The organism is Rothia nasisuis (assembly GCF_928381405.1).
GTDB classification, from domain to species: Bacteria; Actinomycetota; Actinomycetes; order Actinomycetales; family Micrococcaceae; genus Rothia; species Rothia nasisuis.
Map to the genome: position 1 here is coordinate 67,436 of NZ_CAKMSB010000001.1, position 13,391 is coordinate 80,826.

Below are 13,391 nucleotides of genomic sequence, written 5' to 3' on the forward strand. Positions count from 1 at the left end.
ACCTTTCACTTTCGGTGGGCAACACTGCCCAAGGAGCCTACTGGGCCCACACTGGACCAGTTGGGTAGGTGTATTCAGTCACGGTCGATTCAAGAATTTCAGCGCCGGCACCGGGAGCCTCGGGAGGCCAGTAGCGGCCGTCGTGAACATTAACCGGGGTGATGAAATGCTCGTGGAGATGATCAACGTACTCAATCATGCGGGGGTCAAGTTCCGTTGAGACCGAGATAAAGTCGAACATAGAAAGATGCTGGACCAGCTCGCACAGGCCCACGCCACCGGCATGGGGGCAGACTCTAACGCCAAACTTTGTAGCCAGCAAAAGAATGGCGATATTCTCGTTGACGCCTGCTACACGGCAGGCATCCATCTGATAGATACTAAGACCCTTGGCCTGAAAGAACTGCTTGGCCAAAACCCGGCTCTGGCAGTGTTCACCGGTCGCTACGGGTACCGGAGCGATAGCCTCCGCTATGGCTACGTGGGCAAGGACGTCATCGGGGCTGGTGGGTTCTTCGACCCAGGCCGGGTCAAAGGGCTTGAGCGCCTCGATCCACTCAATCGCCTCCGAAACATCCCATCTCTGGTTGGCATCAACAGCGATGGGGTAGCCCTCACCGCAGGTTTTGCGAGCAATGCCCAGACGGCGGACGTCATCCTCAAGGCTTGCACCGACCTTCAGCTTAATCTGAGGGAAGCCCTCCTCCTGCGCCTCCTTGCAGAGGCGGGCCAGCTTCTCATCGGAGTAGCCTAGCCAGCCGGGTGTGGTGGTGTAGGCCCCATAACCCTTGGCGCGCAGCTCCTTGATGCGGTCTGCGCGGCCGCTCTCTGCCCGGGTCAAAATATCGAGGGCTTCCTCTTCGGTCAGGGCATCGCTCAGGTAACGAAAGTCCACCAGGTCAACAATCTCCCGGGGCGACAGTTCTGCCAGTAGCAGCCAGAGGGGCTTCTGCTCCCGCTTTGCTCGCAAATCCCACAGGGCGTTAACAACAGCGCCAATAGCCATGTGCATGGCACCCTTTTCGGGGCCGAGCCAGCGAAGTTGGGAGTCCCCTACCAGTTCCTTCCACACCCCACCAAGATCAGCGAGGGCTGCCTCAGCGTCCCGCCCGGCGATGCAGCCTGCAACCAGTTCAATAGCCTTACAGACCACGTCATTGCCGCGGCCAATGGTGAAGACGAAGCCGTGGCCGCTATCGCCTGCATCGGTGTGCAGTGTCAGGTAAGCGGCGGAGTAGTCGGGGTCGGGGTTCATGGCGTCCGAGCCATCGAGGTGCTGCGATGTAGGAAAACGCAAATCGTGGACTTTAAAGGTAGTAAAGGTGCTCACTTGACATCCTTGGTTCGTGATTCCAGTTACAGATTTTGTCTACAGGTATCTAAACATAGGATGTCTTGATGGGTCAAGCGTGATTTGAGGGAAGAATCCTCAAAATATTCCCCTACAGGTCGGACCAATGAAATATTAGTAAAAAATTGAAGCTTTCTGGAGCGAGGAACTACAATCATGCCGCCCCGCTCCAAAGGCAGAGAAAAACCGCCGCCTCTCCCCTACTCGGGAAGAGACGGCGGCTTATTTTATAAGCTAGGCAGTGCGCTCAGCGTGAGCGCTACGAGCGCGGCGCACCAAATCCTGGTACTCGTTCTCAGACTCAATCAACTCATCGCGGTACTTCTGCGGAATCTCGCGGGACTTAGCAACCTGCTCATCCAGCTGGCGCTGAATCTCAGCGCGCTCAGCCTCAGAAGCATCGGCGGGCAGGTTCAGATACTTCTCAGACAGAGTCTGAACCTTCTGAATAGTAGCCAGTGCCTTGCCCTTGGGTGAAAGCAGGGACGCAAGCACGGTAACAATCAGGACGCCCACGATGACGGTTAGTGAGAATCCGATGGTCACTTCAACAACGTGAACGGGCTGGCCGTCGTTGATGAAGGGCAGGGTGTTCTCGTGCAAGGCGTGCAGCAGCAGCTTGACACCGATGAAGGCCAGGATGATCGATAGACCCCATGAGAGGTAAATCAGGCGATCCAGCAGGCCGTCAATCAGGAAGTAGAGCTGACGCAGACCCATCAGTGAGAAGGCGGTCGCGGTGAAAACGATGTAGGCTTCCTGGGTCAGACCGAAGATCGCGGGGATGGAGTCCAGGGCGAAGAGAATATCGGTACCACCGATAGCAACCATGACCAGCAACATGGGGGTCATAACCTTCTTGCCGTTTTCAACGGTGAAGAGCTTGTCGCCGTCGTAGTAGTCAACGGTGTGGAACATCTTCTTAGCCAGGCGCACCACGATGTTGTTGGCTTCGTCCTCTTCTTCCTTATCGGTGATTTCACCCTTGATGAGGTTACCGGCAGTGTAAATCAGAATCAGACCGAAGAGGTAGAAGACCCAGCTCCAGCGCTCAATAGCAGCGGCACCGAGGAAGATGAAGACAGTACGGGCAATAATTGCGAAGATAATACCGAAGAGCAGAACCTTTTGCTGGTCCTCACGCGGCACGCGGAAGGAGGCCATGATAATCAAGAAGACAAAGAGGTTATCAACACTCAAAGCCTTCTCAGTGATATAGCCACCATAGTATTCGGCCGCGTACTGGGTACCGTCCCAAAAGAGGATGACCAGGCCAAAGAGCAGGGCGATACCCACGTAGACAGCCGACCAAATCGCGGCCTCTTTGATGGTGGGTTCGTGTGCTTTACGCACGTGGAAGAAGAAGTCATAAGCAAGCAGTGCCAGGATGAACGCAATCGTCACACCCCACTGCAACCCAGTGATATGCATTGGGAGCCTTTCTTGTGGTTGGGGTTTGCCAAAATCCACAAGTCTCTCCCACCACCCGAATGAGTGGTTTCCTGCCCCGGTTGGGCGCCTTCGATCAACGTGCTGACGATGCAGGAATTAGTGGGATACTCCCTTGCTCGGTCTACAACTATAACCCATCTTCTTACTTTTGAACAGACGCACGGGCGTCCTTAATCCCGAGCACAAGGGCACAGACCAACAACAGGACGGCGGCACCCACCCAGGCTACGGTGAAGCTGGTCGCCTGGACGGCGGCACCGATAGCAAGGGCACCCAAGCCGGTACCGATGTCAAAGTGAGAGTTCCAGGCGACTGAGGCACGCTGGGTCGTCTCGAGCCCGCCGGCGTCCGTCAAAGCCCGTACCATGGTCACGGATTGAAGGAAGCCATAGCCAAAACCGATGACTGTGGCACCAACCAGCAGGAGGAACACAGACCCTCGATCAGCTCCATCAACCCAGGCTATTGCCGCCACACCCAGAGAAGTGACCGCTAGCACCGGGGCCATGAGCAGACGGGTGCCGAAGCGGTCGGTCAGCGATCCCCCGTACAGACGGGTGGGAGTTGCCAGGGCACAAAGCAACAGCAGGGCACCGGTTGCAAGGGTGGCGGTGGGAGCGATTTTGGTGGAGAAGGTCATGAAAGCACCGCCGACGCTAGTGACCAGGGTGAGCGTCAGCAGGGCAGGCCAGATACGGGCAATTATGGTGGCTGTTGAGGTGAGTGAGGTAGGTTCGCTCCCCCGCTGCTCACTGCGCTGTTCGGCCATGAAGTGGTCAACCAGTCGCCCCAGCTGTAGGGCAAAGGGGGCTGCAATGGCGGAAATTGCTCCGGCTGAAATCACAGAACGGTAGCCGAAGGTTTCAAGAGCCCAGGGGGCAACGGGCGTGAAGAAGAGCTGAGCACCGGATGCTGCCAGCCCGTAAAGCCCTACGGCTCGCCCGCGGTATTCGACCGGAATGAGGTAGGACATAGCTGAGGAGCAACAGACGGTGACGATGCCGAAGCCAATACCGCGCAGGCCCGAAGTAACAAGGACGTTGAGCAGGTCTGGGCTAAGGGCCTGTATCAGGGAGGGTAGCCCCATGAAGAGGGTGCCCACCGGCAGTACGAGTGCCCAGGAGAAACGACGAGTAAGAGCTGGGACGCTGAACTGGGTCAGCACCGTGACGGCCATGAGTACCGCGTTTGTAGCACCTGCCCCCAGGGAGCCGCTCCCACCTGCCAGCGCCCAGGCCGGGGATGCAGGGAGCAGAAGCGAGAGGCTACAGATACTCAGCCCAAAGGTGAGCAGAATCTGGGGCATACCCGGCATACGGGCAACGCTAGTGCGCGCGGTCTTCTGGCTCATTGAAGCTCCTGCGGTGGTTCGGACGCAAACTTGGCCAGTCTACACCACCAGCTGTGGGATGCTCCTCACTACTCCCTGCCCGCTAGGCGTGCCCTGCTTCTTGCATAGCGCGAAGCTCCTTTTTGAGGTCGGCAATCTCGTCGCGCAAGCGGCCAGCCAACTCGAACTTGAGCTCCTCAGCAGCCTGCATCATTTGAGCGTGCATCTCTTCAATTAACCCCATCAGATCCTCAGCGGGGGCCGCAGCCAGACCGTCCTGGCGTACACGCGCCTCAACCTTTCTAAAGAGCTCCTCAGCTTCAGGGCTGGTTGAGGCGTACTTGGTACCTTTTTTGGTCGGTGCCAGCTTGCCCGATGCCCCCTTACGGGTGGCTAAGAGTTCGGCAGTATCTTCAGACTCACGAGCCAAAGCGTCCGTGATATCGGCAATTTTCTTGCGCAGGGGTTGAGGGTCGATACCGTGCTCACGGTTATAGGCCTGCTGGATTTCGCGGCGACGATTGGTCTCGTCGATAGCGGTGCGCATGGAGTCGGTAATTTTATCGGCGTACATGTGTACCTGGCCGCCCACGTTTCGGGCGGCTCGGCCAATTGTCTGAATCAGCGATGTAGTCGATCTCAAGAAGCCCTGCTTATCGGCATCCAAAATAGCAACCAGGGAGACCTCGGGGAGGTCCAGGCCCTCACGCAGCAGGTTAATACCCACCAGTACATCAAAGACGCCTTGACGCAGTTCGCTCAGCAGCTCCACTCGGCGCAGGGTATCGACATCGGAGTGCAGGTACTGTACCTTGACCCCGTGCTCCAACAGGTAGTCGGTGAGATCCTCAGCCATACGCTTGGTCAGGGTGGTGACGAGTACGCGCTCGTTACGCTCAACACGCACACGGATCTCTTCGAGCAGGTCATCAATCTGCCCTTCCGTAGGCTTGACCACGATTTCTGGGTCAACTAAACCGGTGGGGCGAATAATCTGCTCCACCACTCCATCAGCCTGAGAGAGCTCGTACTTACCTGGGGTAGCTGAGAGGTAGACGGTCTGCCCAATGCGGTCGAGGAACTCCTCCCACTTGAGTGGGCGGTTGTCCATGGCAGAAGGCAGACGGAAACCGTGCTCCACCAGGGTGCGCTTGCGGCTCATATCCCCCTCATACATGGCACCAATCTGCGGGATAGTCACGTGAGATTCGTCCACAATCAGCAGAAAGTCGTCGGGAAAGTAGTCCAGCAGACAGTGCGGAGCGGTACCGCGAGCGCGGCCATCAATGTGGCTGGAGTAGTTTTCGATGCCGTTGCAGAAGCCCATCTGCTCCATCATTTCCAGGTCGTACTGGGTACGCATGCGCAGGCGCTGGGCTTCAACCAGCTTGTTCTGGGATTCGAGTTCTTGCAGGCGGTCGCGCAGTTCGTCCTCGATGGAGGCAATGGCTCGGGCCATGCGTTCAGCACCGGCAACGTAGTGGGAGGCCGGGAATACATACATTTCGGTCTCTTCGCGGATGACGTCACCGGTGAGCGGGTGCAGGGTGTAGATAGCTTCGATTTCGTCGCCAAAGAACTCGATGCGGATGGCGTTTTCCTCGTACATGGGGATGATTTCTACGGTGTCGCCGCGCACGCGAAAGGTGCCGCGGTGGAAATCTAGATCATTGCGGGCGTATTGCATCCCCACGAAGCGGCGCAGTAGCTCGTCGCGATCTATTTCTTCGCCCTGGCGCAGGGTGACCATTTGGGCGACGTATTCTTCGGGGGTGCCCAGGCCGTAGATGCAGGAGACTGTAGCGACGACGACGACGTCGCGGCGGGTCAGCAGGGAGTTGGTAGCGGAGTGACGAAGGCGCTCAACTTCTTCGTTAATGGACGAGTCTTTTTCGATGAAGGTATCGGTCTGCGGAACATAGGCTTCTGGCTGATAGTAGTCGTAGTAGGAGACAAAATATTCCACCGCGTTGTTGGGCAGTAGCTCACGGAGCTCGTTGGCCAGCTGGGCAGCCAGGGTCTTGTTTTGCACCAGAACCAGGGTGGGGCGTTGCACAGATTCGATGAGCCAGGCGGATGTAGCCGATTTACCGGTGCCGGTCGCGCCCATGAGTACGATGTCTTTTTCGCCGTTCTGAACGCGCTCAGTCAGTTGCGCAATTGCCTTGGGCTGGTCACCGGCGGGCTGGTATTCGGAGATGACCTCAAAGGGAGCGACGACTCGTTTAATTTCCTGGGCAAGACTCATGCCCTCTACCCTACCGAAAAACCCCCAACAAAACTAGAACATATGTACTAGTTTTGTTGGGGGGTGACGAATCGCCTACCGCGGCGCTACTTCTTGAGATCAATGCCGGTGGCAGGCAGCTCACCTGTCACCACCGCGGTGTGGGTTCCCTGCTCTTCAGCCGGCTTTGAGGCTGCTTTCTTGGCGGCGGCGTCCTCGGCGATATCTTCGGCTGTTACCACGGGGATCTGCCCGGTATTGGGTACTAGACCCTCAAACTCGGGTTCGGTACCCAGCTCGTATTCGGGGCGAATAGTGACCTCCTCAATGGAAGAGAAGTCCTCCTGGGCTCGGCGGTGGTACTCCTCGAGGGGGATAACCTGCTTCCACTGGCGAGTGCGCATGGGAGGCAATTCGCCGGCGTCCTCACGCAGAGCACGCACCAGCATCCACATTTGCATGAAGCCGATGAGCCACACCGGGAAGCCAATCACAATAATGACGTTCTGCAGGGCTGTCAGGCCGTTATCTCCTGCCGCTACCAGAATAGAAGCTGCCACAACGCCGATTGAAGCAGCCCAGAAGATGCCCTGTTTCTTAGGGGCCGGATCCTCATGGCCGTTAGCGATTGCGTCCATCACCAGGGCCGCTGAGTCAATGGAGGTGATGAAGAAGATGGTAATCACCACGAGGGTAATTGCAGCTACCAGTTGATAGAGCGGGAAGTGGCCCAGGAATTCAAAGAGGGCAGCAGGAATATCGCCTTCGACCGCTACGGTTTGGACCAGGGTACCGTTCTCGTTGCGCTCGATGTTGAACGCGCTCAGGCCAAAGACACCGACCCAGATGAGGGTGAAGGTGGTGGGGGCAGCCAGCACACCGACAACAAACTGGCGGATGGTGCGGCCCTGAGAAATCTTGGCGATAAAGAGGCCGACGAAGGGGGCCCAGGTCACGGTCCAGGCCCAGTAGAAGACCGTCCAAGAGCCAATCCAACCGGTATCAGCAAAAGTATCGTTGAAGAGCATCATCACCGGAAGCTTCTGCAGGAAGTAACCGGCGGACTCGATGGTGCCGAGAGTGACGAAGCGGGTTGCGCCGGTCATCAGAATAAAGAGCATCAGGGCAATAGCCAGCAGGATATTGATATAGGAGAGGCGCTTCACACCCTTGTCCATACCCATGAGAACCGAGGTAATACCGGCAGCGGTAATAACAGCGACAATGGCAGCCTGAATCCAGCCGCCCAGGGGGACACCGTACATGATGCCCAGGCCTGAATTGATCTGCAGGGCGCCCAGCCCTACCGAAACAGCAATGCCAAAGACGGTTGAGATAATGGCTACCGAGTCAATGCTCTTACCGATGGGGCCGTGGATACGCTCGCCCAGTAGGGGCTGGAAGGTGGAGGAGACGCGCGGGGGTAGCTTGCGTTTGTAGGTGAAGTAGCCAAAGGCCAGGGCCGGGACGGTCATGATAATCCAGACGCCCAGGCCAATGTGCCAGTTGGCGATGGAGAGGGCTTCAAGGGCTGCCCTGTCTGACTGGGGTTCTACCCCGTCGTAGGGCGGGTTGGCGTAGTGAGTGATGGGTTCTGCCGCGCCCCAGAAGAGCAGGACGGCGCCCACACCGGCTGCGAAGAGCATACCGAACCAGGCCAGGCCGGAGTATTCGGGTTCTGCGTCGTCGTCGCCAATTTTTATTCGCCCGAACCGGCTCATCGCCATGTAGATCAGGAAGACAAAGAAGATGACGATACCCAGGGTGTAGACCCAGCCCAGGTAGGTGATGATGAAGTCGGAGACAGCCCCGATTCCGTCGGACATGGCGGTGGGGAAGGCCATCATCAGCAGGGTAAAGACGATGATAAAGAGTGCAGATGAGAAGAAAATGATGGGGTTGGTTCGCAGCCCCAGTCTGTCGTGTAACTTGTTCAGCACAGGATTATCCCGGTGGAAATAAGTGTATTACTGTGTGGGCCCCTTGCATCCACCGCCCGCACAGCGGCTGCCCGGTCTCTGGGCAACGTATCAACAATAAGAGGGCTTGGAATTGTTTTCCAGGGGAGATAGAACTACTTGATTTTTCTGCAGGCTCTTGTTCTCACCCGTTTTTACAGGTCACAACAAATTTTTTAAACCGCTAGTTCAAATATCAGCGATTTAAAATTTATTCATGTAAAGAACCTGCTGTGATTTTGGTAAACACCTCGTGCACCTGCGCAGCAGTGTGCTCTTCGCTTCCCGAATTATCAATCACCCAGGTGGCAATCGCCCGGCGCTGCTCATCGCTGGCCTGCGCGTCAATGCGGGCGCGGGCGTCTGTTTCGCTCATACCCCGTACCTGTATGAGGCGCCGTAGGCGCTCCTCCAGCTGTGTTTCAACCACTATCACCCCATCAAAATCTGCTGCCTGGCCAGTCTCTGTTAGTAGCGGGATATCCTCGACGATTACCACGCCCTGCCCCCGCTCTTGTACGGCTACCTCTCGTAGCCGCGCCGCTTCAGCCCGTACTGCGGGGTGCACAATGGCGTTGAGTTTTTCACGGGCATCTTCATTAGCGAACACTAGAGCCGCAAGAGCAGCGCGGTCAAGTAATCCGTCGGGGGTCAGTATCCCCTCGCCAAAGGTGCGGACGGTTACCGCCAGTACCTCCTGCCCCGGCTCCATCAGCTTTCGTGCGATAGCATCAGCGTCAATCAGCACAGCGCCGCACTCCACCAGCATCTTTGCCACCGTCGATTTACCCGACCCAATACCGCCGGTCAGGCCAATGCGCGTTACCACAAGCGTCCTTTCGTCTTTTATCGCCGGGCGGCCGCCCGCTCCCACCAGCCTACGCGGGCTAGGCTCCGCACACTAGAATTGACACCATGACCGATGAAACCCGCACCAACCGCTACACCGTGCTCGCCACCCGTGACGAGACCCGGCATCTGCTAGAAATTAAGCGCAGCGAATTCATCGGCTACATTCAGCGCGTGGAAACTGAAGAAGAGGCCCGCGCCTTTATTGAATCCAAACGCAAGACCTACCACGATGCCCGCCATATCTGCTCTGCTTTTATCATCGGGGGTGATCGGCAGATTCAGCGCTCTAACGACGACGGTGAGCCCGCTGGCACCGCCGGTATTCCCATGCTCCAAGCACTGCTAGCCCGACGCACCGAAGGACGCGACGGCGAAACCACCGATCTCTCCGATATCTGCGCTGTGGTGGTGCGTTATTTTGGCGGTATCAAGCTAGGGGCAGGCGGGCTGGTGCGCGCCTACACAGATGCGGTTGTTGCAACCCTGGACGCCGCTCCCCTGGTGCCCCGCGAACGCCTGCGGCTGGGCACAGTTACCGCCTCCCACGCTGAGGCAGGACGCTTCGAAAATGAGCTGCGGGCCCTGGGCTATACGGTGCTGGGGACCGATTACACAGCCAGCGGAGCCGATATCACCCTGGGTGTTTTTGACGACCGGGCAACCCGGGCACAGACAGAAACGGCCCTGGCCGAGCTGACAGCCGGCGCAGGGCACATTTCGTGGGGTGAAACCCAGTGGGTTGATTTAGCCTAGAAGATTGCTGAAATAGCCAGCACACCTACCGAGCCGATAGCGGCTGAGATGGGTAGGGTAATAATCCAGGCAAGAGCAATGGGGCGCATGAGCCTCCAGTTGGCTGAGTGGTTGACGATTCCCACACCGAGCACAGCACCAATCAGAATATGGGTCGACGAAACGGGTAGACCTAAAACCGAAGCGGCCATGACCACACCCGCTGCAGCTAGTTCTGCAGCGAAGCCAGAGGATGGGTGCATCTTGGTCAGCCCGTGCCCCACGGTTGCGATGACGTTACGGCCAACAAACCAGAGACCCACGATAAGAGCGATACCGAAGGTGATGAGCGCGGGCATAGGAACTATCGCTTCGTCACCGATGACGCCGGTCTTCAGCACATCGAGGATGGCAACAAAGGGACCGATAGCGTTAGCAATGTCGTTCGCTCCGTGTGAGAAAGCGAAGGCTGCTGCGGTAAAGACCTGCAACCAGGCAAAGATAGTGAAGGTAGCGCGTGAGAGCTCCTGCTTCTGCAAGCTTCGGGCAAAGACTGATACGCTCACCCAGGCAATAGCGGCTACCATGACCATAATCATGATGTTACCCATGGTGGAGATACCCAGTTCGAGGTTATCCAGGCCCTTGAAAAGGAGCATGGCAGCAATGAGAGCGGCGCCAAAGGCAGCCAGGATTGGTACGTAAACCTCCAGGGCACGATGGGAGTCACTACGCTTTGCCTGCTGGTCAAGCTTGTATACCTGGCGGTAGTACTCGCTCTCGGGAGCCTCGGGGTCCAGTTTCTTGAGCTTAAACTTCTTCTTGCGTAGCATGGCGTTGGCATAGGCGTCAGCCTGCAGGTCGGTGATACGTTGAAAGCCGTCGTGTGGGGTGTGTGCTGCTCGTTCCTGCTCCTGAGACTTCTTGATTTCAAGCATGGCCGCGTCGACCTTCTCGTTATAGCCCAAGATGTACTTCTTGATAAAGCCGAATAGCAGCCAAGCGAACAGACCGCCTAAGACCGGTGAGAGTACCCAGGAAATTGCGATCTGGCCGATTTTGTTCCATTGCACCATCTCCATACCGCCGGTGCCGGTGGTAAAGCCAATGGTTAGGGCTGCGCCCACGATGCCACCAATGATTGAGTGGGTAGTTGAGACGGGCCAACCCATGCGGGTGGCGACCAGTAGCCAGATAGCTGCACCCAGGAGGGCTGCCATCATGATGTAGACGAACTGCATGGGGTCCAGGTCGATGGCACCCAGATCGACGATGCCTGAGCGCACGGTATCGGTCACAGAGCCGCCTGCGATGACAGCGCCTGAGACCTCAAAGACGGCTGCAATGAGCAGGGCTTGTTTAATGGTCAGCGTACCTGCACCTACGGAGGTACCGAAGGAATTAGCGACGTCATTACCACCAATATTGAAAGCCATGAAAAGACCAAGTAGCACTGCCGCCACTAGAATGATGACGTGCTGGGATTGGTCAACATAGTTGAGTGACCAGACGGTAAAGAGAGTAAGTGAGGCGGCCATGAGGACGCCAAAGGTAAGGTGCCACCATCGATCGGTGGTGTCTCGTTGCAACGCGGGGGTTGCGAGCTGTGAACCGGAATCCGCGCTGGAATTCACGAGTCCCCCTTCGGTTGAGTTCATACGGTCTTAAGGCGCATTTTGGGCCCTGTTAATAATCTGAGAAAAAGGTTAAGTTTAGGTGAACTAACGCTATCGCCCGCATGAACTATGAGCATGACGGATTCCACAGCTCTCTGGCCTTGCCGTAGCTTGCTATCGGGCGCAAACGGGCCCTCCCATGTAGTGGGAGGGCCCATTATGGACTAGGAATGAGCAACGCATGAGCGCCGCGCATTCTTTAGTTGCCGGTGAGCTTCTTACGCAACTCAGCCAACGCCTCATCTGAAGCCAGTGTGCCGGTTTCGGCGGGCTTCTCAGATGAGTAGGAGGTGGGTGCGGCTTCGGCGGGAGCTGCTGATGCGGGAGCGGCAGCTGCTGCTTCTGCATCGGCTTCTAGCGCCTTAGAGACCTGTGTCTTGTGTGCTTCCCAGCGAGCCTGGGCGTCAGCGTACTGCTGCTCCCATGCTGCGCGCTGTGTTTCGAAGCCTTCGAGCCATTCGTTGGTCTCGGGGTCGAAGCCCTCGGGGTACTTGTAGTTACCCTCGTCGTCGTACTCTGCGGCCATGCCGTAGAGGGCCGGGTCAAACTCGGTGGACTCGGGGTCCACACCTTCGTTAGCCTGCTTCAGTGACAGAGAGATGCGGCGGCGGTCCAGGTCAATGTCGATGACCTTGACGAACAGCTCGTCACCGACGGAGACAACCTGCTCTGCCAAATCCACGTGGCGAACAGCGAGTTCGGAAATGTGGACGAGGCCTTCGATGCCGTCTTCGACGCGAACAAATGCGCCGAAGGGTACAAGCTTGGTGACCTTACCGGGTACAACCTGGCCGAGGGCATGGGTGCGGGCGAATGCCTGCCAGGGGTCTTCCTGAGTGGCCTTCAGTGACAGTGAGACGCGCTCACGGTCGAGATCAACTTCGAGGACCTCAACGGTGACTTCGTCGCCAACTTCAACGACCTCTGAGGGGTGGTCAATATGCTTCCAGGAGAGCTCGGACACGTGGACGAGGCCGTCGACGCCACCGAGGTCAACGAAGGCACCGAAGTTGACGATTGAGGATACAACACCTGAACGGACCTGGCCCTTTTCGAGCTGGTTGAGGAAGGTGGAGCGAACCTCTGACTGGGTCTGCTCAAGCCAGGCGCGGCGGGACAGAACAACATTGTTACGGTTCTTGTCGAGCTCGATAATCTTGGCTTCGATTTCCTGGCCAATGTAGGGGGCCAGGTCGCGGACGCGGCGCATTTCGACGAGTGAGGCGGGGAGGAAGCCACGCAGACCGATGTCGAGGATAAGACCGCCCTTGACGACCTCGATGACGGTGCCGGTGACGACGCCGTCTTCTTCCTTGACCTTCTCGATGTCGCCCCAGGCGCGCTCGTACTGTGCACGCTTCTTGGAGAGAATCAGGCGGCCTTCCTTGTCTTCCTTAGTGAGGACAAGAGCTTCAACGGTGTCACCAACAGAAACAACTTCGTCGGGATCTACGTCGTGCTTGATGGAAAGTTCACGTGAGGGGATGACGCCTTCGGTCTTGTAACCGATGTCGAGTAGTACCTCGTCGTGGTCAACCTTGACAACTTCGCCTGAAACGAGATCGCCGTCGTTGAAGTACTTGATGGTTGCGTCAACTGCTGCGAGGAATTCTTCTTCGTTGCCGATGTCGTTGATTGCAACCTGGGGAACGTTGGTGCTCATAGAGAGTAGGGCTCCAATATGGATAGTTTTCTAGGTCAATACAGGCGGCATCTTAGTCTGACCCGGCCAGGCGCGATGTCATCACGTTCTGCCGGGGTGAGGTACCGCGTGGTTCTCTGTATTGAGCGTTGATACGGACAATAACTGTGC

9 protein-coding genes are annotated in these 13,391 nt (G+C 57.2%); 1 reads left to right on the forward strand and 8 read right to left on the reverse strand.

The features are described 5' to 3' along the window. Positions 1 to 37 precede the first annotated feature (37 nt). From L6966_RS00290 to coaE, 6 genes are all read right to left on the reverse strand, one after another. Positions 38 to 1,330: an enolase C-terminal domain-like protein gene (locus L6966_RS00290; RefSeq protein WP_237223848.1), complete on the reverse strand. Its 1,293-nt coding sequence runs from the start codon at positions 1,328 to 1,330 to the stop codon at positions 38 to 40. A gap of 255 nt (positions 1,331 to 1,585) precedes the next feature. Next, entirely contained in the window at positions 1,586 to 2,782 is a 1,197-nt protein-coding gene (locus L6966_RS00295) for a TerC family protein (protein WP_237223847.1), read from the reverse strand. 163 nt (positions 2,783 to 2,945) lie between these two features. Next, positions 2,946 to 4,154 carry an MFS transporter gene (locus L6966_RS00300; RefSeq protein ID WP_237223846.1) on the reverse strand — a complete coding sequence of 403 codons (1,209 nt, stop codon included), beginning with the start codon at positions 4,152 to 4,154 and terminating at the stop codon, positions 2,946 to 2,948. 82 nt (positions 4,155 to 4,236) lie between these two features. Continuing rightward, positions 4,237 to 6,381 (reverse strand): excinuclease ABC subunit UvrB, encoded by a 2,145-nt coding sequence (gene uvrB, locus L6966_RS00305; protein ID WP_237223845.1) that lies wholly within the window; start codon positions 6,379 to 6,381, stop codon positions 4,237 to 4,239. A gap of 86 nt (positions 6,382 to 6,467) precedes the next feature. Continuing rightward, entirely contained in the window at positions 6,468 to 8,300 is a 1,833-nt protein-coding gene (locus L6966_RS00310; protein ID WP_237223844.1) for a BCCT family transporter, read from the reverse strand. 229 nt (positions 8,301 to 8,529) lie between these two features. Then, positions 8,530 to 9,087, reverse strand: coding sequence for a dephospho-CoA kinase (gene coaE / locus L6966_RS00315; protein WP_372237708.1), 558 nt, complete (start codon positions 9,085 to 9,087; stop codon positions 8,530 to 8,532). 146 nt (positions 9,088 to 9,233) lie between these two features. On the opposite strand from coaE, the gene L6966_RS00320 reads away from it, so the two are divergent. Continuing rightward, a complete protein-coding gene (locus L6966_RS00320) occupies positions 9,234 to 9,923 on the forward strand; it encodes an IMPACT family protein (protein ID WP_083092976.1) in 690 nt (229 codons plus the stop codon). Here the strand turns inward: L6966_RS00320 and L6966_RS00325 are convergent. Continuing rightward, on the reverse strand, positions 9,920 to 11,536 hold the full coding sequence (locus L6966_RS00325; protein ID WP_237223842.1) for an inorganic phosphate transporter: 1,617 nt from the start codon (positions 11,534 to 11,536) through the stop codon (positions 9,920 to 9,922). The two genes, L6966_RS00320 and L6966_RS00325, sit on opposite strands and share 4 nt — an antisense overlap. Positions 11,537 to 11,777: 241 nt before the next feature. Further along, positions 11,778 to 13,241 (reverse strand): 30S ribosomal protein S1, encoded by a 1,464-nt coding sequence (gene rpsA / locus L6966_RS00330; protein ID WP_083092980.1) that lies wholly within the window; start codon positions 13,239 to 13,241, stop codon positions 11,778 to 11,780. Between the last annotated feature and the right edge of the window lie 150 nt (positions 13,242 to 13,391).